Genomic DNA, 21,339 nt, shown 5'->3' on the forward strand with positions numbered 1-21,339 from the left:
AAAAAAAAGATTAGTGTAATATTACACTAACAGAGAACTTTTTTATTACTTATGAGTTTGAACATTGTAACATATACATAAGTTGAGGGGGGGAGATTATGAATCAAAAATGGATGAAACGTGATGGCCAAAAATGGGTAGATGAAAAGATTATTACATCTGAACAGCTCGATTTACTGGTAGCTCGTTATCCAAACACAATTGAACAAAATAAACCCAGTCGTGTACTGCCCATTTTAGCAAGTATACTCATCGGAATTGGTATTTTATCATTCATTGCTTCTAACTGGGGTGAAATACCTCCGCTTGCAAGACTTGCTCTCTTACTCGTAATCATGACAGGCTTTTACACTGCCGGCGAGGTGTTTGCTAAAAAAGGCAATAATTCACTCAGTACATCCTTTAACTTTCTCGGAATCATTTCATTTGGAGCGAGCATTATTCTGTTAGGACAGACGTTCCACCTTTCAGCAGTAGATGCTCAGCTTTTTGTATTCTGGAGTTTACCAGCCATCTATTATTTATTTCGTGATCGAAAAAAAATCTTTTTCCTCCTTCTCGCTGTAATTACAATCGGCGGACAATTATACAGCATAAGCAATTATGAAAACTTCAGTTATTTATTATTTCTTGTTTTTTTAGTGAGTATCGGAGGCTACCTATTTTTATACCCGCGAAGACTTGAAGCAAATTTATTTACGATTGGATTAAGCGCACAAGTACTTATGTTCTTATTAACAGAAGAAATTAATTTTCTCTGGTTCTTCCTGTTTGGATTAGCATTATATACTGCAGGTTTATGGGTCGAGAAATCAGTATTTAAACAAGCGTTTAATCGCATTGGCACTCTTATCGGTTTTGCATTTGCTTACGGTTTGTATTTATCAATGACAAATGAGTTCTTCTCAGATTTCGATCTACCTAAAACAGCTCTTTATCTCCCAGGCTTTCTTATTCTATTTGCTGCTGCACTTTATGCAAAAAGAAGTGAAAGCTTATATATGCATTTTTGGGAGCTGCTGATCTTTGTACCTTTCTTTTATTTAATGAAGGTTGCCGATCCGCTGTTCGTAGGACTTCTTTATCTAATTGTCATGTTCACCTATTCAGGACTGATGTTGGCAAAAGGATTTAAGAATGAAAATCGGCAGCAGATCAATCTCGGAATTGTTCTGTTCATGCTTGTTTGTTTAATGGGTTATTTCAATCTGGCATGGGCTTTTATGCCAAAATCAATATTCTTTTTGCTTGGTGGAATCCTTCTATTTATTCTGAACGCATTTTTACAGCGAAAGAAAAAACAAATATTGAAAAATGGAGGGCCGCACAATGAGTAAAAAAAGAGGCTGGATGATTGCTGCTGCCCTGCAGGTTTTATTTCTCCTCTTCATTGCTGGAAGCTATTACAGCATTGATTATATTGGAAAGGAAATAAAAATCAAGACCGAACCTATTGACCCGACGGACATACTATACGGGGATTATGTAACGCTTAATTTTGATATCAGCACCGTTCCAATTTCTGAATGGCATGGTAAAGAAGATTTATCAAATCGAGGACAGAGTCATGTTTATGTTTTATTAGAAAAAAACAAAGATGGCTATTACGGCGTTTCCGGTGTGTATCCAAATAAACCTGAAGCTTCTGGCAATCAAGTAATACTAAATGCAAGAGCTGACCGCGTTTGGATCGGTAATGGATCCGCAGATCAGCTACAGCTAACGTATGGGTTTGAACGATATTATGTACAGGAAAACACAGGGAAAAATCTAGAAGAAAAAGCTAGTGATATGGATGTAACAATCGGCGTTGCTCCTTGGGGGGCGAGTAAAATACTCTCACTAACCCCCTAATAAACCCCTAATTTTGAAAAGCCTCTTCGTAAAGGGGCTTTTTTTCTTCGGTTTAAGTTTATCGATTTCGGGAAGATTTATATTGAGGTGAAAACAATGTCTGATACAAAAATAATCGAACTTAAAGATATAATTAACCGTTGGTCTGGCAGACAAATCGCCATTCGAAAAGAAGAAACTGGAGATATTGATGAAATTAGAATTTCTCTAAATGAAGCAACATTCGAACAAAGAAATGCAGAAGACGACTATTTGGGTGACAACATCTTGTTTTTACACGGAACCGCTTATGCCAGAGAAGAAGGGTCTGAAATCGAACTTCCAGCTGTCCTTTATGAAATTCCTATCGATGGAATCAATGATATTCGTCTGGATGATGATATTGTGTCATTTGAAACAAGCCGTGCTCAATATGTTATTCACAATAATGAAAAGAGCTGAATAATACCAGCTCTTTTCTCCTGTTAGATCTTATGAGCAGTATCTGTCAGGTTGTCAGCAGAAACGGCAATCTGACCTACCGCCTTCGTTAATTCTTCAATTACTTCAGCCATTACTTCTACTTCTTTTTCAAGTGCGATACTCTTTTTATTGCTATCGTCCATCGTTTTCAAAATCGTTTCAAAGAAATTGGATATTGTAACAGATTCAGTTACACTTTCATTAACAATATAATGGATTTTATTCACAGAATCTAAGACGGCTTTAATACTGAATTCCGTATTTATAACAAGCTCTGAAACACCAGAAACTGATATTTTCGTCTGATCTGCCAGCTTGCGTACCTCTTGTGCTACAACCGAAAAACCCCTTCCAGCCTCCCCTGCCCGAGCAGCTTCAATGGCTGCATTGAGCGAAAGCAGATTGGTTTGTTCAGCAATCCCGGTTACTATACTTACCACATCATTAATTTTATGTGCAGCTTCTTCTAATTTTGATAAGTCAGAGGTAATTATTTCTGATTGTTTTTTTATTTCATAGATCATTTTCTGATGGCCGTCCAGTTTGCTTTTACCTGCTATGGATTGATGTGTTACTTCATTCGCAGAATCGGCACTATTTTTCGCAAAGTCAACAACTTCATCAGCTTTTGAGGATAATTCCTGAAGCGCTGCACTCGTCTCTTCCGAAATACTAGCTAATTCATCCACGGAGTTTCCAACGGATTGAATAATCAATTGTTTTTGTTCTTCATGTCGCTCCCGCTCTTTAATTTGTTCTGCCTCAAATGCTTCCAGAACAAGCTGCTGTTCAAAATTGAGTATTTTTGTCACAGCTTTTACAGCTCTTTGATACTCTTCCTTATCTCTTATTCTGTCATCGAAAATAGATAACATGGATAAAAGCATATCCTGAAACGAACAAATATACCATTTTGGCTGTAAACCGATTCTAAAATGGATATGCGCGATCACTCTTCTTTGCTCAATAAACTTCATATCAATAACTCCACTGAACATCTCATGAATATGTCTCATTAATGTAACTTTCAAACGTTCCACAGAACTATGCTTTTGAATGATTTCAAGCAAACCTGGTACATATTCTATATTTTTATAAAACTGAGAAACAATTTGCTCGATATTTTCTTTAATTAAAGGCTGCAGCGATTTAATAATCACTAGATCTTCTTTCGTCATTGAAATCATTTTTAATTGCTTATGCCAGTCACTTGATGCGGGTAAATGAACCTTCACCTTCTTTTCATATTCAGTTGAAACAAAAAACAAATCTTCCTCTTCTTTTTTTATAAAAAGGTTTAACAGAGACCCCATTTACATGCCTTCTTCCTATTAATTGCTTCTTTAACACTATCCTAATTTTTGTAACAATGATGTGACTTTTATCACTTTTTGCCGCTTTCTGGTTTTATCTGGCGCATCTTGGGTATCTTTAAGTAAGTGAAAATCAACAATCAAAAAAAGTAAGGAGTGGTTCACATGTGGAAAAAGAGATGGGTTGCAGGTACACTAGCTGCGATGATGACTTTAGGTGGATTAACTGCTTGTGGTGATGGTGTTGATCAAGATAACGGAGTAGATGACGGTAAGCAAAATGATGAAATGGACAAGAAAAATAAAGAAGAAGGATAAACCGACGAAGAGATTTGCCGTTTATCAATCAATAAGAAAACAGGAGCTCCTATCAGGCTCCTGTTTTTTTAATCCCTATTAACTCACTGCGCGTTTTTTTTCTGTTTTGCCTTGCTGAAGCTGATACATCTGGTAGTAGCGGCCTTTTTGCTCCATTAGATCGTTATGATCTCCGCGTTCTACGATCATGCCTCGATCTAAAACGAGAATTTGGTCTGCGCTCTTAATTGTTGAAAGTCTGTGAGCGATGATGAAAGTCGTACGCCCGCGTTTCAAGACATCAAGTGCATCCTGGATTACTGCCTCTGTTTCTGTATCAATACTTGCTGTTGCTTCGTCCAGAATGAGAATAGCAGGATTATAAGCAAGTGCTCTAGCGAATGAAATCAGCTGACGCTGACCAGAAGACAGCGTACTTCCTTTTTCTATTACCGGTTCATCTAATCCCTTTGGCAGATTATTTATGAACGGCATCGCACCTACATCTGTTAAAGCTTTTTCGACCTGTTCTCTCGTTATCTCAGGATTATCCAAACTTACATTTGAAGCAATCGTTCCAGTAAACAAGAACGGATCTTGAAGAACAATCCCCATATGCTGACGAAGTTCTTGTTTGGATAATTCCATGATATCTGTTCCATCGATCACGATCTTCCCTTGCTTAATATCGTAAAAGCGGAACAACAGATTCATAATCGAGCTTTTTCCTGATCCTGTGTGTCCGACTAATGCGATCGTTTCTCCTTGGTTCGCATTAAAAGTAATATTTTTTAGAACAGGCTCTCCCTCTACATAGCTGAAAGTAATATCCTTAAATTCCACATTACCTTTATAACGGTCGATCTCGTTTTCCGTAACTGTCTGACCTGGCTCATCCATCAGTACAAACACTCTCTCTGCCGAAACAAGTGCCTGCTCAAGCTGTGCAAGCTGATTGACCATCCCTGTCACCGGGTGGAACATACGGTTCAAATAGTCAACAAACGCATAAAGAACACCGATGGAAATAACGGAACCTACTCCGAGTGACTGACCTCCAAAGTGCCAGATAAACGCCATGAAAGCGAGATTTTTCAACAAAAGCACAAGATTGTGCCCTGTTAAACCATTCAAGCTCAATAATTTATTTTGGAATGTAAAATATTCTTTATTCATTGTTTCAAATTCTTCAGTTGTCTCTCTTTGTCTTTTAAAGGCCTGAATAATCGGCATTCCATTAATAGATTCATTAATCATCCCATTAATATCACTGAGCGTCGAACGAATCTTGTGATTGTAATGTGATGCAAATTTTCGATAAACCACGATCCAAACAACTAATATTGGTAAAAGAACTAAACAAATTGCTGCAAGCTTCGCATCAAGCAAGAAAAGTGCTGTAAATATTCCGGTTAAATAAATGATTCCTGTGAAGAAGTTTGCAAGTACGTTAATAAAAAGTTCTTTAATTGCTTCTGTATCATTCGTAATTCTCGATACGATTTTTCCTGCCGGCTGATTGTCAAAATACGTAATCGCTACACGCTGAACATGTGCGAACACATCCTGACGAATCTTTTTAATAACGAGATTTGATGATCGCTGCAGCATATAACGCTGACCGTATTGGAAGAAACCTGCAAGGACTAATAATCCTAAGTACAGCATCATCAGTTTCATCATACCCGAGACCTCCGGCTTATAAAATCCAAATGTCTCACTTACACTCAACTTATCAGCTTGATAAGCTTTCGTCTTTCCTTTATATGAAATTACGACTTCCCCGCCCTTAATGGATCGGTCGCCGTCAAAAGAGATAGGCTGATCAATTACATAATAATCTCGTTTAACCTGAATTACTCTGATTGTTTTTCCTTTATCTTCTCCTGGATCAAAATGATCACTTCGTTTATACCAGTTTCCTTCGTACTTCGCAGCTGATTTTTCTTCTCCATCAACTTGGTACCATGGTTTTTCGATCCCAAGAATATGTTTATCGATCATTGTTTTTGCGATAAAAGGTCCTGTTAACTCTGCTGTTATTGCCACTGTAAGCATGAGCAAACCTAAGATGAAATGCTTCTTATATTGAAGTGCGTATTGAAACAGGCGTTTTCCAACGTTCATGGCTACACCGCCTTATTGTCATTTAAATTTTGTTCAATCTGCTGGCGTTCATGCTGCTCTTTATACCAGCCGTCTTTAGCTATCAAATCTTCATGTCTGCCTTGGTCAGCAATTTTCCCGTCATCAATAACGATGATCCAGTCCGCATGTTCAACAGCAGATAATCTGTGAGTCGTGATAAAAGTAGTTTTACCAGCTCGTTCTTTTCGAATATTTGAGATGATTGCTGTCTCTGTTTTTGCATCAACTGCAGACAGTGCATCATCAAGAATTAAAATTTCAGGGTCCACGCACAGTGCACGCGCAATCGAAACACGCTGTTTCTGACCGCCTGAAAGTGCCACACCTTTTTCACCAACAAGAGTGCCTAAACCTTCTGGCAAGTACTGTACATCATTTTTAAAGGAAGCCATTTCTAAAACGTGGTTTAGCTTATCTTCATCTGCTCCGCTATTGCCGAACAAAATGTTTTCCTTAACTGTTTTTGAGAAAAGAATTGCATCTTGTGGCACGTAACCGATCCAGCCTTGAAGATCCTGTAATGCGATGTCCTCAATATCAACACCCGAGAAGCTGATTTTGCCCTCTTCTCCTACTGGATACTCTCTTAACAATTGTTTGAGAAGTGTTGTTTTTCCACTTCCGGTTCGACCCACAATTCCTAACGTTTCTCCTTTTTTAACTGTTACATCGATATTCTTTAGGTTATCTACTTCTGATGAAGGATAACGGAAAGATACATCTTCAAATTTAATAGTTCCTGGATCCGTCAATGGCACAAGATCTTCTCCATCTTTTACATCTGGCTCATAAGCCAATGTTTCGTTTACACGGTCGAGTGAAGCACTTCCACGCTCCATTACGTTAATTAATTCGCCTACTGCAATCATCGGCCAGATTAGCATACCGAGGTAAACATTAAAGGTTACAAGTTCTCCAAGTGTGATCGAATTGTGAAACACCATGTATGCTCCATACCCAAGACCTATCAAGTAACTCAGTCCGACAAGGATTTTAATCGTCGGTTCAAAAAGTGCATCAATCCTTGATACAGCGAGGTTCTTTTCATATACATCTTCAGTTACTTGATTAAAACGGGCAACATCCGCTTCTTCCTGAACATAAGCTCGGATTACACGAACACCTTGAATACTTTCCAAAACAGAGTCGTTCATGTCACCGAACGCATCTTGTGCAATTGTAAAACGTTCATGCACTTTTTTTCCGTACTTTTTAATGATATAAGCAATAATCGGTAATGGAATAAGTGCTGCAAACGTTAACTTCCAGCTGATCATGAACCCCATCACAAATATGATCGTAAGCATAAATAGACTTGAATCAACAAGCGTTAAAATACCAAATCCTGCTGTCATCGCAATCGCTTTCAAATCGTTTGTTGCACGAGCCATCAAGTCGCCTGTTCTATTCTTTTCAAAGAAAGTCGGTGTCATCTTCAACAGATGTCTCATAAATTTCGAACGCATCGTTCGTTCAAGAATCTGGGCGCCTCCGAACAGCTGAAACAGCCAGATGTACATCGAAATATACATGCCGATCAGCACAGCAACGAAAATACCTAGCTTCTGCATCATCTCTTCTTTCGTAAACGTTCCCATATGAATGGAATCAATCGCATTACCTACAAGTTTCGGAGGAATCACTTCAAGAATCCCAACAAACGTAAGCAAGACAACCGCTACCGTATATCGCTTCCAATGTTCTTTAAAGAACCACGAAAGCTTACCTAAAACTGAAAACATATTAATCTCTCCTCTCGATCTCTCTGTCTGTTTTTATTAAACATTTGTTTAACGAGCTACCCAAAAAGTGTATGAGCCTTGCGTTCTAACCACACCATTAACATGTCTTTTTTCATCTGATTTCCTCCTCAATTTTATATCTATTGAAAAAGAGAATTCTTTCCCTTTTAACAATCCAGAAAAATAAAAAAGCATACCACTCGAAGGCGATATGCTCTAAAAGACAATAAAAAACACACGTCACGATTGGATGTGACCTGCGTGAAAGTATGTATAAAGAAAGGGCAAAAAAATGCGGAAAGTATCCTAATACTTCTTTTTCGGCAGGCCATGATATTCAGTTGTATTGTGAACTACCATTACAATAAAGCGTTTAATATGAGTTTTGACTGATGTGCTTACCATGACACAACCATCCTTTCCATAATCTTGTAGTTTTGTAACTTTGTAAATCTTAACACTTTTCTAATAACTATGTCAATTCCATTTTAATATGCAATTTAATTTAATTTGTACTTCAATATATGAACAATTTAGTGTAAGGGTGTGTCCATTTTTTATTTAGGCTGTTTTGTGAATGTTGTTGCTATTGAGTGGTTAATTTCCACTTCTGATCACTGGCTTTCCGTTGGCGTGCGGTGGGGATTCGAGAGAGATGAATTTTTATCGTCAAACGTATCATTTTGTGGTTTAAATCAGACAATTTGAATTAAAAGCGGAATATTTTTAATGAATTGGACTGAATGAGCCGATTTCAATGCTGCCCAACACACTTAACTAACCAGTTTGGTTGATAATCTCACGAAAATTTCCATAATCCCGCGAATTTGCTTCATAATCTCAGGAGTCGACATCAATCGTCATAATGCGACAACAACTCATCGCTATTCATCTAAAAAATTCACAAACAAAAACCCCGTCATCACCATGACAGGGTTCACACAGAAGGATATTTTACTTATTGAATTGACGTGATAAGTTCGCCATCTCTATTGCAGATACGGCAGCTTCCCAGCCTTTGTTGCCAGCCTTTGTTCCAGCTCGCTCTATCGCCTGTTCAATAGAATCAACAGTTAAAACGCCGAAAATTACCGGCACACCGCTTGTCATTGCTGCCTGAGCAACCCCTTTTGCTGCTTCGTTACAAACATAATCAAAGTGAGGAGTCGAACCGCGAATAACTGCGCCTAGTGTGATAACAGCATCGTAATTCCCGCTGTCAGCCATTTTCTTTGCGATCAAAGGAATTTCAAATGCACCAGGCACCCATGCGATATCTACATCGTCCTCTGAAATACCGTGTCTTTTAAATGCATCTTCAGCACCTGAAACAAGTTTATCTGAAATAAAATCATTAAATCTTCCTGCTACGATTCCTACTTTTAATCCTGTACCAATTAAATGTCCTTCAAACAATTTAGCCATAGATGGTTCCTCCTGTTTTAAAAGTGAAGCATGTGCCCCAATTTACTTTTTTTCGTTTTTAAATAATTCTCGTTATTTTCGTTATGAGGCATTTGAAGAGGCACCCTGTCTGTAACCTCTAAGTCATAGCCTTTTAAGCCCGCAATTTTCCTTGGATTATTCGTTAAGAGTTTCATTTTATTGATGCCGAGCTCTTTTAAAATTTGAGCACCAATTCCATAATCTCTTAAGTCTGGAGCAAATCCTAGCTGTTCGTTCGCTTCAACTGTATCCAAACCTTGCTCCTGCAGCTTATAAGCTCTCATTTTATTAATAAGACCAATACCTCTTCCTTCTTGTCTCATATACAGCAAAACGCCCGAACCTGCCTGCTCAATTTGGCGAAGTGCTGCATGAAGCTGAGGGCCGCAATCACAGCGATGTGAACTAAACACATCCCCTGTTAAGCACTCCGAGTGAACCCTCACCAGTACGGGCTCGTCTCCTGCAATATCACCTTTTACAAGGGCAACATGCTCTTTATCATCAACCGCATTTGAAAACCCGATCGCTTTAAATTCACCGAATTCTGTAGGAAGTGTGATTTCAACTTCTCTCTTTACCATCTGCTCAGTTTTGTTTCGATAAGTAATTAAATCTTTTATCGTAATAAGCTTCATTTCATGCTTTTTCGCAAGCTCGATCAATTCTGGTACACGAGCCATTGTGCCATCTTCTTTCATAATCTCACAGATGACACCCGCAGATTTGCTTCCAGCCATATTTGCCAGATCAATAGCTGCTTCTGTATGACCAGCTCTGCGCAAGACACCGCCCTTTTTACCGATAAGCGGAAAAACATGACCGGGACGCTTGAAATCCGCTGATACAGATTCACTGTTAACAAGTTCACGAACCGTTGTCGCTCTTTCTTGAGCGGAAATTCCTGTAGTAGTCGAGATATGGTCTACACTGATTGTAAATGCAGTCCCATGTGAATCAGTATTCGCAGCGACCATCGGCGTCAAATCTAATCGTGATGCGATTTCTTCTGATATTGGCGTACATACAAGCCCCCGTCCGTGGGTAACCATGAAATTGATTGATTCCGGGGTAATTCCTTCTGCTAATGCTATAAAGTCGCCTTCATTTTCACGATCTTCATCATCCACAACGATTATGATCTTTCCAGCTTTTAAATCTGCAACCGCTTCTTCTATGGAGTGAAACATTTACTCTCCTCCTAAAATCCGTTCTCTTGTAAAAATGCAAGAGACAGCTTCGACTTTTGTTTAGTATTTTCTTTCTCCGGATTCAACATTCTGTACACATACTTAGCAAGCATGTCACATTCAATGTTTACAAGATCTCCAGGACTTTTTTTGCCAAGAATCGTATGATCCGCAGTAAGCGGAATTAGCGAAACCGTAATCGTATCTTGCGTAACATCAAACACGGTCAAGCTCGTTCCATCCATGCAAACCGAACCTTTTAACATAAAATAACGTATTAAATGCGAAGGTAACTTCACAACATAATAAATCGCATTTTTCTCAGGACGCTTTTCAATAATTTCACCTGTTCCGTCCACATGTCCAGAAACGAAATGCCCGCCAAAGCGGCCGCCTGCTGCCATCGCACGTTCCAGATTCACCGTTGAACGATTGTTTAATTGTTTCAAAGTTGATGAGCGATACGTTTCAGGCATCACATCCACGGTAAATTGATTTGAATTGAACGAAGTAACTGTTAAACAAACACCGTTTACCGCTATACTGTCACCCAGATTTACATCCTGCAGAACTTTTGAAGCTGAAATTGTTAAAACAATCGTTTCGTTTCCTTTATTGATCGACTTAATTGTTCCCAGTTCCTCAATAATTCCTGTAAACAAATATCCGCACCTCCCTTTTGTTTTTTCCTATTTACATATTGTCCAATTTTCGGGAGGTAATTTACTACATAAAAAAACCCCTAAGAACGATTGGTTCCCAGGGGTTGTTAATAAATTCATACATAAACAAACCTTTAAAAATCACTTTATTAAACAAGTGTTTAAAAGTTTCCGTAATCCTTCTCCCATCCAGACTATACTGTCGGCTTCGGAATTTCACCGAATCCACCGTTTTCGCAAAGCAAAACCGGGTCACGGACTAAGAGACAACTGTCTCATCACCGCCGGTTGGGAATTTCACCCGACCCCGAAGGATGTCGTTAAAGTAACGACATAAAATATTTGATTTGCCTTTAATGTATCTGATTTATTTCATTAATGCAACTAATCATCCTTTTAAACGCAGAAAAACCCTCACCAAAAAATGTCGATAGCATGAATTATTGACCAATTATCAGTTTCTCTTTTGGATAATGAATATGTTCATTAACTACATTACCCCGAATAATAAATAGGAATGATAGAACACCAATTCGCCCTATAAACATTAAGATCATCAAGATAACTTTCCCTGTGGAACTCAGTGTACCCGTAATTCCAGTCGTAAGGCCCGTTGTACCAAATGCAGAACAAACCTCAAAAAAGAGTTTTTCTATTGGCATTGGATCGGTGATGGAAAGTATAACTGTCGACGTAGTGCAAAGCACCACAGACACAATAATGACGATAAATGATTTTTGGATATCCTCAGGAAAGATTTCACGATTGAAGATTTTGATTGTATTCCTTCCCTTTGCATAAAACAAAATGGACAATAGGGCTACGGCAAATGTCGTTGTCCGAATCCCCCCGCCGACACTGCTCGGTGAAGCACCAATAAACATCATAACGCTCAAAAATAGAATCGTTGGCTGAGAGAACTCACTAATATGCATTGTGGCTAGCCCGCCGCTTCTCGTCGTTACAGATTGAAACAGCGAATAAAAAATGCTCTCATGCCACGATTTCCCTTTAAAAAAGAGATTTATTTCTAATAAGAAAATTCCTATTGCACCAACAATAACGAGCAAAAGAAAGGTTGATGTCGTTACTTTTGTAAAAAGAGTAAACGTATAACGTTCCAAGTACTTTCGTTCTTTAATAAAATTGTTCACTTCAACTAAAACCGGAAAGCCAATGGCTCCAGAAGTAATTAAACACATGATTACGATCTGCACGAGATAATCGTCTTTAAAAGGAATTAGCGAACTTCCTGTAATATCAAATCCCGCATTTGTAGTTGCTGTAACAGAGGCAAAAAATGCGTGGTAGAGAACCTCAAGATGCGAATCATAATACGGCTGGAACAAAATAAATAACAGCACAGTCCCCACAATTTCAATACCTATGATAAGCACAAGTATCTGTTTCATTAGGTTTACTAGCCCAGATAGAGTTGATTGGTTTTGATCAGTCATGATCAATTGACGTTCTCTCATTCCGATCCGCTTACCAATCAATAGCCAGATAGCCGTCCCTAATGTCATGACACCAATTCCGCCGATTTGAACAACGAGGGCCAGTATGATAACACCTGTACGGTTGAACGTTTCTGAGATACTGACTGAAGTCAATCCCGTAACACTAACAGCACTTACAGCAGTAAATAACGCATCAATAAATGGGAGTTTAACGCCTTCATTATGTCCGACAGGCAGACTTAAAAGTACGGTTGCTACGATGACAGACAATAAATAAAATATGACGATTAGCTGTACAGACGTAAGGTGGTTCTTTTTTGGCTGGTTTGTTGTATTTTTAAACATATATTTCACCCGTCAAAGGAATTTTTCTATAACCTTATGAAAGCTTAACAATAGGATTTCCATTTAACAAGTGAAAATGAACATTTGTTAAACCCGTCTATTCCATTTTTTTCAGAGAATAGGTTCTATCAGAAATTCTGTTTTTAATTATTTTGTATTCCTAACCTCAATACATAAATCCTTATTCACAAAATGGAAATTTTTCTATTGTATAACGTAACAGTGTTATGTTACATTATTCTCAAGGAGGTTTAAAATGGAAAATCTTATCTCGAAAAAAGATCTGCTTGAAACAGCCAATATCTCTTATGGGCAATTATATCGATGGAAAAGAAAAAACCTCATTCCCGAAAACTGGTTTATTCGTAAATCAACTTTTACAGGACAAGAAACTTTTTTTCCGAAAAAAGATATTTTGCAGCGCATCGAAAAAATCAAATCATTAAAAGATGACCGTTCACTGGATGAACTAGCTGATATGTTTTCCCCTTCTCCGACGGTCACTTCATTAACAGCTGACGAATTAACGAAACGTAACATTGTTTCATATACTACCGTTGAAATGTACGCTAATCATCATGGCACTCAGACGACCTACTCTTTTGAAAACTTATTAACTCTTTACCTACTCGATCGTTTGCTCCAAACGGGTGAAATGAATCGTTCAGAAGGATTCGATTTATTGAAATTTCTTCAAGAACATCTATCAAAACTGAATAAAAGTGATAATGAATTAATCTTCATCCGAAAAATGGGTGTTTCCTTATTTATACTGACATCTGAACCATCTAGTCTTTTCATTGAGTCTCAAGCAAAAATTATCGCTCAATATAAACTGAATACATGTATGGAAGAGCTAAAATTAAAACTTTCTTAAACGTATGAGGAGGAATTTACAATGGAAAAAACAGTACAGCAAAACCTTAAGATCTCTGGTTCAGGATCAGCATCAGGCGGTGTATACAACCATGTAAATGTGAACGGTTCAGGTAAAATTACCGGAGATATCGAATGCGACATTTTTTCTTGCAATGGCAGCTCTAACGTCAAAGGAAATGTGAAAGCTGAATCAGTTAAGGTAAATGGCTCAGCCAATATCGAAGGGAATATGGACGCACATGAAGTTTCTATAAATGGAAGCTCTGATATTGATGGAAACGTCAATTGTAAGGAAATCAAAATACAAGGCTCTGCATCTATAAAAGGTGAATTGAAAGCAAAAGAAATTTACGTTAGAGGTACTTCTTCGGTTGATGGAAACGTTGCAGGGGATGAAATTGAAATAAGAGGACAAGTGAAAATAAAAGGAGATTGTGAAGCTGAATCCTTCAATTCTCGTGGAAACTTTTCTATTAGCGGTCTTTTGAATGCAGGGCATATCGATATTGAACTGCTGCGTCATTGTGAAGCAAAAGAGATCGGCGGAGAACATATTGTTGTTCGAAAAACGAACGATTCCACTGGACTGAAAAAATTAATCAAATACTTCGTAAGCCAAAACGATGATTCCCTTTCTGCTGATGTTATTGAAGGTGACCATGTCTACTTAGAGTATACTCAAGCAAAAGTAGTCAGAGGAAATACAGTTGAAATTGGTCCCGGCTGCAAAATTGAAAACATTGAGTATAAAGAATCACTTGAGATTGATGAAAACGCAAAAGTTGGCAAACAGCAAAAAATATAACCAAGAAACAGCCTCAGAAGTGAGATTTATTCCTTCTGAGGCTGTTTTTGTAATTCCAGTTCTATTTTTTTGATTTCGACATGCAGAAATTTGATTTATCCCACGGTAATTATCAATATATCCACGTTATTTTGATTAATTCCACGATATTTCCAATATTTCCACGTTATTTTGATTAATTCCACGTTATCAGATATTTTATCCAGGTTTAGCTAATTAACTGCCCTTCACAGTCACTGTCCCCCGGCTGTAATCTTCAAGCCAATAATTCCAGTTAAAACAAATGCTAAGAATATAAACCTAAGAATACTTTTGGGCTCCCCAAATAGAATAATTCCCAATATAACTGCGCCCGCCGCTCCAATTCCTGTCCATACCGTATAAGCAGTACCAATCGGAAGCACTTTGGTGGCTAACGACAGGAAATAAAAACTGATAATCATACCGATAACCGTAACAGCGGAAGGTCCTATTTTAGTAAATCCATTGGTATACTTCAATCCAATCGCCCACACAATTTCAAAAACACCCGCAATAAACAAATAAACCCAAGCCATACTCTTATCTCCCTTCAATGTAAAAGACTGTTTTCGTAAGTTTTGTAGCCATGTAATAGGAATTGTTTCTCTTTTAGAAAACAGCCAAATAAAAAAAGCCCAGAAAGATATATTATCTATATCCTCCCAGGCTTTTGTCCCTCCGTGTACACGATGTATCCATCCGTGCGCTTTCTCTCGGACCAGACTAGCAAAATCGCTACGGAACCCTAGAAAGCTTTCACTATATTATTTTACCAAATATGGTTTCGTGTCAAGTTAATCATTTATTCTCTAAATCATGGTAAATAATGGTTTATGCAGAATCAGTTGAGTACAACAAATGTAGATATCCCTCACTAAATTTTTTGAGAATAAAGGCTTATCGAAACACACTGTCCAGCTATAGCTGAATGGAAAATATGTTTCTTATCATAGATAGTCCTGTATAATATAGGAAAATCGGAGGGATAAGAATGAATTCTATTATCGACTACTATACTGGTTTTGGTGAAAGAGAATGGACCCGCCTAGACAGAGAGCCACTGGAATACATCATTAACTTTCACTACATCAATCATTATCTTCCAAAAATAGGACACATTCTTGATAATGGGGCTGGACCAGGAAAGTACTCTATTGCACTCGCACAAAAAGGTTACCAAATAACATTAACAGACTTAACTCCTAAACTCGTTTCCATTGCTGAAGAAAAAGCAATGGAGCATGGAGTGATTGATTCATTCGAAGGATTTTATGTGGAAAACGCTCAAAATTTATCTCGATTTAATGATGAAATATTTGATGCTTCTCTTATGCTTGGACCTCTCTATCATTTGCAAAATGAAGACGAAAGAATAAATGCTGTAAACGAATTACACCGAGTTACTAAAAAAGATGGGCTTGTTTTTGTTGCTTTTCGTTCCCGTTCTAATCATAGTATGCTGTCTTTAATTCATCCAAAACATTGGAGACCTAATGATAATATGGATTCGATCAATGATTTTTATTGCACAGGAAGATTCACTCATAGTGATGAAGGCCGATTCACAGGTGCATACTTCTTCAACATTGACGAAATTAATCCATTCATGGAATCAAAAGGTTTTGAAACATTAGATTTAATTGGTTCAACAAATATAGGAACACTTCTAAATCAAGAACAACTAGATTATTGGAAAGAAAAGGGCGAAGAAGAATACTCTAAGCTGATTGATTTCCTTATCCAGAGAGCAAGAGACCCCTACCTTTTAGGTGTTTCCTCTCATTTACTCTATATCGGAAGAAAAAAATAAGGAGAGTAAGAGATGAGACCCGCTTCTCATCTCTTTATTTAATTCACCACACAGCATTTATCATTCTTTACTTCTTCCTTAAACGCATCAATAAATGTTTGTAATGACGGGGAAATTTCTGTTTCACGTTTAAAATGTACTAAAGCACTCTCCCTATACACCTGAGGAAATCCATTAACTTTTAGTTTCACAAGTGTACCTTCAGCAATGTCTTGTGAAACCATCGTCTCAGTCAATAACGCCACACCTATTCCGTTTTTTAGCATGTCGTATGCGGTTTGCGGCGGTACCTCGAATTCCGCCCCTTTTTGTAAGATTAACTCCATTTGAAGCCGTTTCGCCTCCATACTCCAGTCTACTAATAAGAAAGGATCAGCCATCTCTTTTATCTCGTCTAAATCCATTTCCTTTTTCATGGCTAGTGGATGATTGGAATAGGTTACGAACATGAGCGGCTCTTTTATATGCAGCAAACTTTTTAGTTCCGTATTAAAAAACGGATAAGTCATAATACATAACTTTATCAAACCGTTATGCAGCATTTCCGTTAACTCCTGATTGTGCCCTGTATGCACGACGATTCCTAAATTCGGATGTGTTCTATGCAATTTTGCAAGTGTTGAAGAAAAATAGTGAGCTGCAAGCGTTGGAAGTGTTCCAATAGCAATTCTTCCACTCCTTCCCTCCTTTGCCATTTGTGCTAATTCAACTCCTTTATTGAGAGTCTCGAGCGCTTGTTGAGCAAAAGGTAAAAATGTTCTGCCTAACTCTGACAACTCCAGTTTGCTTCCTCCTCTATGAAACAATTCTCCTCCAACCGACTTCTCTAAATTTTGAATTCTTATGCTGATTGTCGGTTGAGAGATATCCATTATTCTCGCGGCTTTACTAAAGCTTCCATGACGAGCGACTTGTTCGAATGCGATTAATTGATTCGTATCCACTCATAATCCTCCCATTAAAAATTTCAATAATAGACATTGGCGTTATTGTATTGTTTAATACTCATCCATATTTTACACTTTTTTTATCAACAACAATAGAAAGGGTGTATGTAGTGTCTTTTATAAAAGTTTTAAGAATTCCTCATTTAGGTATTTTGTGGTTCAGCCAATTATTATCAGCGATTGGGGATCATTTATATGTCATAGCTATTACATGGATTGCAGTCAAAGAGTTAGGGGCATCAGCCGCTTATGTAATTGGAGCAGGAACTTTTTCAGCCATATTTTTCGGTATTCTTGGAGGAATCTACGCAGACCGATGGAACAGGCACAAAACTATGATTACAACCGATCTGCTCCGAGCTCTTTTTGTCGGTTTTCTGCCAATCATACATTGGTATTCTGAGATTGAACTTTGGCATCTTGTAACGATCAGTGTTGTCGTTTCAGGCTTAGGAACCTTTTTCAATCCTTCCTTGCAAGCCAGTCTTCCCGCTCTATGCAAAGACTCGATGACACTGCAGCAAACCAATGCATTGATGGATACAACACATCGACTTGCTAGAATATTTGGTCCCGGTTTAACCGGTGTTATTTTGTTCGTTCTTCCTTTACCGCAATTTTTTAGTCTGGACGCCGCTACCTTTGTTCTTTCAGCCATTGCTCTTCTCTTCATAAGACATGCATTCGAGGTAAAAGAAAAAAAAGCTCACAACAAAAAAACTGCTGCATCCACTCCATTAATAGATGTTAAAATAGCAAGCCAGTTATTAAAAAATCATAAAATCCTGCTGTGGGCGTTAATCAGCCTATGCCTCGTCAATTTATGCTGGGGTGCTGTATACATGGTTGGGGTTCCATTATTTACAGAGCAGATTTTAAAAGAAAATGTCGGCGCATTTGGATTAATTGGCGGTGCATATGGAGTCGGAAATATCTTGAGTCTTTTATTTGTTGGTTCTGTTAAACGTAATATTGGGTTTATGTATGCTGGGCACCTCATTTTGGGGATTGGTTTTTTAGTCATAGCTTCAGCTGACTCACTCTGGGCTGCGGTTATCGGAGCAAGTATTGCAGCGTTCGGAAGCCCGCTTGGTGACATTCTGTTATTGACAATAATACAAACGGATTTCCCGGCAGAGCATATCGGAAAAATTTATAGTTTTCGTGCACTGCTCGCTAGTCTCGGACTTTATTTAGGAACATTTATAGCAAGCTTTACATATTCATTTTTCTCTATTCCATCTGTCATGGTGTTTTTCTCTTGTGTAATTCTTTTAATTGGCTCCATAGGTTTGCTTCAAATTCGTAAGTCCATTCAATTAAAGACAGCACAGTCTAGCTCCGCATAATTTAAACAACTGTTTAAATTTCGAAAAGAAAAGGCAACCCCAATCAAATCTAACGGGTTCTGTTTTCGAGTCAAAACTTATAAAAAGACGGGATTTTTTAGAAAATTAGGGGTGAAGTCGCACGGTAATTCACATTGCTTTTAGAAGGCTGGACAGGAGTTTGTGTCACTCTCCTAATTCCAATGCTAAAAAAGTATCAGATTTCTTTACTGATTTTAATAGTCTTAAAATTGATTTTGTGAGTATTTTATTAATTTAGAGAAAGGTTCTTTAATTCACATTTAAATTAGTATGGGATAAATGGTAAAAATAGGTAATAAATCTGGAGGTTCAGCATAAAATTATGAAAATGAAAAAATGAATATTTGAATGAGTTCACTTAGAACACTAAATATCTTATTTTTGGTTATAGAAATTTTGTAGATGTCTAAGCAAACTCTTTCCGCTATCGATAAAAAAATGGGAGATGAACAAATGACTACCAAAAAAAGCGAACTAATCATAGGGATTCTTTTTATACTTGCAGCAGTTACAGCGATAATAGGTCTCATTTTATACAACCCAATTCTAAAGGGTTCGGATTACCTGATTAATGGTTCTGAACACGCTAATCAGGTGATCCTGGGAGCACTTATGGAATTAATTCTTGTCGTTTCAGCAGTCGGCACTTCAACAACGATGTTTCCTATTTTAAGAAAATACAACGAAACCATAGCTCTTTGGCATATTTGTTTCAGGTTTCTTGAAGCAATTATTATTACTGTTGGAATTATAAGCGTATTGTCTCTTCTAACTTTAAGTCAGGAATTTGCAACAATTGCAACTTCGAATATCGCCTCTTTTGAAGCTTCAGGTACAGTATTAAAAGCAATACACGATTGGACATTTTTACTCGGTCCCAATTTTATGCTTGGAATCAATACAATGATGTATAGTTATATATTTTATAAATCAAGGCTAGTACCTCGGTTTATACCTATTTTGGGTATGACAGGTTCAACACTTATTTTTATTGCAGCATTATTGGAAATGTTTGGTGTTATTACTCAAATTTCTATTTGGGGAGCTATTTTAAGTTTGCCGATATTTGCTAATGAAATGGTTTTAGCAGTATGGCTTATTGTAAAAGGATTTAATGCGTCGGCACTAGGATTTTTATCTGAATCAAGAAAATAAACGTAAGCTATCTCTGGTGCTTTTGTTCAAAATGCCAAATATATATAAAAATGCTCAGAGTTTATGCTCTGAGCATTTTTATATACCAATTATTGTATTAATTCGTTTGTTAATTTTGATGCTAATTTTAATGTGATTTTAGCCACTCATTCGAATTTTGTACTTCAAAACGGAACCCCTTAAAATCAAATCAGGGCTGCCTATTTCTCTTATCTCACTTTTCGTTCTAATGCTGAACTCCATCCGGTAAGAGCAACTGCACCAAGTACCATAACTCCGCCAATCCATGGTGTATGAATGATTCCGATAGAATCTACAATCAGTCCGCCTACGAAAGCACCAATGGCGATTCCTACATTAAATGCCGCAATATTAAGCGCGGACGCCACATTTACTGCTGATGGTACATATCTTTCGGCTAACTTCACAACATATACTTGCAGACCTGGTACATTCATAAAGGCCAATAAACCTAACAAGAAAATCGTCACAGTCCCTGCGATCTTAAATGGTGCTGTAAAACTTAACACAAAAAGGATGGCGGCTTGCACGATAAACATCCATAACAATGCTTTTAACGGATTTTTATCCGCTGCTTTACCGCCAACCGTGTTTCCGATCGCAACTGCAATTCCGTAACCTAATAAAATAAAACTTACAGCTTTCGGAGCATATCCTGTCACATCTTCTAAAATAGGTGCCAAATACGTAAATGCTACGAATGTTCCGCCGTATCCAAGAGCTGTAATGGCAAACGCAAGCAGCAATCGTCCGTTTTTAATTACTTTCAATTGATCACTAAAACTTGAAGGTGGTGCCTCTTTCAAATTTTTAGGCACTAGAATTGCACTCGCAATGATAGCAACAACACCTAACAAGGCTACTGCCCAAAATGTAGCTCTCCATCCAAATGTTTGGCCGATAAATGTACCTAATGGAACACCAGTAACTGTTGCAACAGTTAAACCTGTAAACATAAATGCAATAGCACTTGCCCTTTTATGCTCAGGAACTAAATCTGCCGCAATTGGTGCTCCGATAGAGAAAAATACACCATGTGAAAAAGCTGTTATAAAACGTGCTACTAACAATAATCCAAAACTTGATGATAAAGCGGCTACACTATTTCCGACAATAAAAACAACCATCAATGACAATAACACCGTTTTTCTGTTCATGTTATTTGTTAACGCCGTAATTATAGGTGCTCCTAATGCTACCCCCATTGCATATCCGGAAATCAATAACCCAGCCAATGTGATAGATATATTTAAATCATCCGCTAATGATGACAATAATCCAACAGGAACAAACTCAGTTGTACCTATTCCAAAAGCAGATATCGCTAATGCTAATAATGCGGGGAAACCACCTTTTGTTTTAGCGGCTTCCATTTTTGCTGTTGCTGTATTCATTTATTTCCCTCCATTTTC

At 37.7% G+C, this 21,339-nt stretch carries 19 protein-coding genes, 1 pseudogene and 2 riboswitches; of the genes and pseudogenes, 9 read left to right on the forward strand and 11 right to left on the reverse strand.

The features are described 5' to 3' along the window. Positions 1–98: 98 nt before the first annotated feature. The 3 genes from RGB74_RS16500 (at position 99) to RGB74_RS16510 (ending at position 2,295) form a co-directional block, all read left to right on the forward strand. Positions 99–1,337 carry a DUF2157 domain-containing protein gene (locus RGB74_RS16500; protein WP_310760379.1) on the forward strand — a complete coding sequence of 413 codons (1,239 nt, stop codon included), beginning with the start codon at positions 99–101 and terminating at the stop codon, positions 1,335–1,337. Continuing rightward, entirely contained in the window at positions 1,330–1,854 is a 525-nt protein-coding gene (locus tag RGB74_RS16505) for a GDYXXLXY domain-containing protein (protein WP_310760380.1), read from the forward strand. Before RGB74_RS16500 ends, RGB74_RS16505 begins: the two co-directional genes overlap by 8 nt. A 96-nt stretch (positions 1,855–1,950) precedes the next feature. Further along, on the forward strand, positions 1,951–2,295 hold the full coding sequence (locus RGB74_RS16510) for a protein YmzB (protein WP_310760381.1): 345 nt from the start codon (positions 1,951–1,953) through the stop codon (positions 2,293–2,295). Positions 2,296–2,318: 23 nt separating this feature from the next. Here RGB74_RS16510 and RGB74_RS20170 read toward each other — a convergent pair whose 3' ends face one another. Together RGB74_RS20170 and RGB74_RS20175 are read right to left on the reverse strand one after the other, a co-directional pair. Beyond that, positions 2,319–2,840: a methyl-accepting chemotaxis protein gene (locus RGB74_RS20170; protein WP_396136075.1), complete on the reverse strand. Its 522-nt coding sequence runs from the start codon at positions 2,838–2,840 to the stop codon at positions 2,319–2,321. A 240-nt stretch (positions 2,841–3,080) separates the two neighbouring features. After that, positions 3,081–3,629 (reverse strand): annotated as a pseudogene (locus RGB74_RS20175) (protoglobin domain-containing protein); the annotation flags it as partial. Positions 3,630–3,794: 165 nt separating this feature from the next. On the opposite strand from RGB74_RS20175, the gene RGB74_RS16520 reads away from it, so the two are divergent. Next, complete coding sequence (locus tag RGB74_RS16520; RefSeq protein WP_310760383.1) at positions 3,795–3,947, forward strand: hypothetical protein; 153 nt, start codon at positions 3,795–3,797, stop codon at positions 3,945–3,947. 78 nt (positions 3,948–4,025) lie between these two features. On the opposite strand, the gene RGB74_RS16525 is transcribed toward RGB74_RS16520, so the two are convergent. From RGB74_RS16525 to RGB74_RS16550, 6 genes are all read right to left on the reverse strand, one after another. Further along, positions 4,026–6,053 carry an ABC transporter ATP-binding protein gene (locus RGB74_RS16525; protein WP_310760384.1) on the reverse strand — a complete coding sequence of 676 codons (2,028 nt, stop codon included), beginning with the start codon at positions 6,051–6,053 and terminating at the stop codon, positions 4,026–4,028. A gap of 2 nt (positions 6,054–6,055) precedes the next feature. After that, a complete protein-coding gene (locus RGB74_RS16530; protein WP_310760385.1) occupies positions 6,056–7,816 on the reverse strand; it encodes an ABC transporter ATP-binding protein in 1,761 nt (586 codons plus the stop codon). 954 nt (positions 7,817–8,770) lie between these two features. Next, on the reverse strand, positions 8,771–9,241 hold the full coding sequence (gene ribE, locus RGB74_RS16535) for a 6,7-dimethyl-8-ribityllumazine synthase (RefSeq protein WP_310255464.1): 471 nt from the start codon (positions 9,239–9,241) through the stop codon (positions 8,771–8,773). Between the two features lie 17 nt (positions 9,242–9,258). Next, positions 9,259–10,452: a bifunctional 3,4-dihydroxy-2-butanone-4-phosphate synthase/GTP cyclohydrolase II gene (locus RGB74_RS16540; protein WP_310760386.1), complete on the reverse strand. Its 1,194-nt coding sequence runs from the start codon at positions 10,450–10,452 to the stop codon at positions 9,259–9,261. Positions 10,453–10,463: 11 nt separating this feature from the next. Then, on the reverse strand, positions 10,464–11,114 hold the full coding sequence (ribE, locus tag RGB74_RS16545; RefSeq protein WP_310760387.1) for a riboflavin synthase: 651 nt from the start codon (positions 11,112–11,114) through the stop codon (positions 10,464–10,466). A gap of 173 nt (positions 11,115–11,287) precedes the next feature. Beyond that, a riboswitch (FMN riboswitch) is annotated at positions 11,288–11,433 on the reverse strand. A gap of 121 nt (positions 11,434–11,554) precedes the next feature. Then, entirely contained in the window at positions 11,555–12,919 is a 1,365-nt protein-coding gene (locus tag RGB74_RS16550) for a TrkH family potassium uptake protein (protein WP_310760388.1), read from the reverse strand. Between the two features lie 256 nt (positions 12,920–13,175). Here RGB74_RS16550 and RGB74_RS16555 point away from each other — a divergent pair, with 256 nt between their 5' ends. After that, complete coding sequence (locus RGB74_RS16555; RefSeq protein WP_310760389.1) at positions 13,176–13,796, forward strand: YhbD family protein; 621 nt, start codon at positions 13,176–13,178, stop codon at positions 13,794–13,796. 21 nt (positions 13,797–13,817) lie between these two features. After that, entirely contained in the window at positions 13,818–14,603 is a 786-nt protein-coding gene (locus RGB74_RS16560; protein ID WP_310760390.1) for a polymer-forming cytoskeletal protein, read from the forward strand. Positions 14,604–14,836: 233 nt separating this feature from the next. Here RGB74_RS16560 and sugE read toward each other — a convergent pair whose 3' ends face one another. Continuing rightward, positions 14,837–15,160, reverse strand: coding sequence for a quaternary ammonium compound efflux SMR transporter SugE (gene sugE / locus RGB74_RS16565; RefSeq protein WP_310760391.1), 324 nt, complete (start codon positions 15,158–15,160; stop codon positions 14,837–14,839). A gap of 121 nt (positions 15,161–15,281) precedes the next feature. After that, a riboswitch (guanidine-I (ykkC/yxkD leader) is annotated at positions 15,282–15,384 on the reverse strand. A 231-nt stretch (positions 15,385–15,615) separates the two neighbouring features. Between sugE and RGB74_RS16570 the strand changes: the two genes are divergently transcribed. Beyond that, complete coding sequence (locus tag RGB74_RS16570) at positions 15,616–16,434, forward strand: class I SAM-dependent methyltransferase (RefSeq protein WP_310760392.1); 819 nt, start codon at positions 15,616–15,618, stop codon at positions 16,432–16,434. Between the two features lie 38 nt (positions 16,435–16,472). Here the strand turns inward: RGB74_RS16570 and RGB74_RS16575 are convergent, their stop codons facing one another. Continuing rightward, the gene (locus tag RGB74_RS16575) at positions 16,473–17,378 is read right to left on the reverse strand and encodes a LysR family transcriptional regulator (RefSeq protein ID WP_310760393.1); all 906 of its coding nucleotides are present in this window, start codon (positions 17,376–17,378) and stop codon (positions 16,473–16,475) included. Positions 17,379–17,491: 113 nt separating this feature from the next. Between RGB74_RS16575 and RGB74_RS16580 the strand changes: the two genes are divergently transcribed. Then, entirely contained in the window at positions 17,492–18,730 is a 1,239-nt protein-coding gene (locus RGB74_RS16580) for an MFS transporter (RefSeq protein ID WP_310760394.1), read from the forward strand. A 474-nt stretch (positions 18,731–19,204) separates the two neighbouring features. Beyond that, entirely contained in the window at positions 19,205–19,906 is a 702-nt protein-coding gene (locus RGB74_RS16585) for a DUF4386 domain-containing protein (RefSeq protein WP_310760395.1), read from the forward strand. Between the two features lie 209 nt (positions 19,907–20,115). Here the strand turns inward: RGB74_RS16585 and RGB74_RS16590 are convergent, their stop codons facing one another. Beyond that, positions 20,116–21,321, reverse strand: a complete 1,206-nt coding sequence (locus RGB74_RS16590) for an MFS transporter (RefSeq protein ID WP_310760396.1) — start codon at positions 21,319–21,321, stop codon at positions 20,116–20,118. Positions 21,322–21,339 lie beyond the last annotated feature (18 nt).

Origin of the sequence: Bacillus sp. NEB1478 (assembly GCF_031582965.1) — a bacterium.
Taxonomy (GTDB): Bacteria; Bacillota; Bacilli; order Bacillales; family Fictibacillaceae; genus Fictibacillus.

Bases quoted from the DNA above. Each gene is read 5' to 3' on its own strand.
- RGB74_RS16500 (WP_310760379.1), top strand. From the start codon at position 99: ATGAATCAAAAATGGATGAAACGTGATGGCCAAAAATGGGTAGATGAA.
- RGB74_RS16505 (WP_310760380.1), top strand. From the start codon at position 1,330: ATGAGTAAAAAAAGAGGCTGGATGATTGCTGCTGCCCTGCAGGTTTTA.
- RGB74_RS16510 (WP_310760381.1), top strand. From the start codon at position 1,951: ATGTCTGATACAAAAATAATCGAACTTAAAGATATAATTAACCGTTGG.
- RGB74_RS20170 (WP_396136075.1), bottom strand. From the start codon at position 2,840: ATGATCTATGAAATAAAAAAACAATCAGAAATAATTACCTCTGACTTA.
- RGB74_RS16520 (WP_310760383.1), top strand. From the start codon at position 3,795: ATGTGGAAAAAGAGATGGGTTGCAGGTACACTAGCTGCGATGATGACT.
- RGB74_RS16525 (WP_310760384.1), bottom strand. From the start codon at position 6,053: ATGAACGTTGGAAAACGCCTGTTTCAATACGCACTTCAATATAAGAAG.
- RGB74_RS16530 (WP_310760385.1), bottom strand. From the start codon at position 7,816: ATGTTTTCAGTTTTAGGTAAGCTTTCGTGGTTCTTTAAAGAACATTGG.
- ribE (WP_310255464.1), bottom strand. From the start codon at position 9,241: ATGGCTAAATTGTTTGAAGGACATTTAATTGGTACAGGATTAAAAGTA.
- RGB74_RS16540 (WP_310760386.1), bottom strand. From the start codon at position 10,452: ATGTTTCACTCCATAGAAGAAGCGGTTGCAGATTTAAAAGCTGGAAAG.
- RGB74_RS16550 (WP_310760388.1), bottom strand. From the start codon at position 12,919: ATGTTTAAAAATACAACAAACCAGCCAAAAAAGAACCACCTTACGTCT.
- RGB74_RS16555 (WP_310760389.1), top strand. From the start codon at position 13,176: ATGGAAAATCTTATCTCGAAAAAAGATCTGCTTGAAACAGCCAATATC.
- RGB74_RS16560 (WP_310760390.1), top strand. From the start codon at position 13,818: ATGGAAAAAACAGTACAGCAAAACCTTAAGATCTCTGGTTCAGGATCA.
- sugE (WP_310760391.1), bottom strand. From the start codon at position 15,160: ATGGCTTGGGTTTATTTGTTTATTGCGGGTGTTTTTGAAATTGTGTGG.
- RGB74_RS16570 (WP_310760392.1), top strand. From the start codon at position 15,616: ATGAATTCTATTATCGACTACTATACTGGTTTTGGTGAAAGAGAATGG.
- RGB74_RS16585 (WP_310760395.1), top strand. From the start codon at position 19,205: ATGACTACCAAAAAAAGCGAACTAATCATAGGGATTCTTTTTATACTT.
- RGB74_RS16590 (WP_310760396.1), bottom strand. From the start codon at position 21,321: ATGAATACAGCAACAGCAAAAATGGAAGCCGCTAAAACAAAAGGTGGT.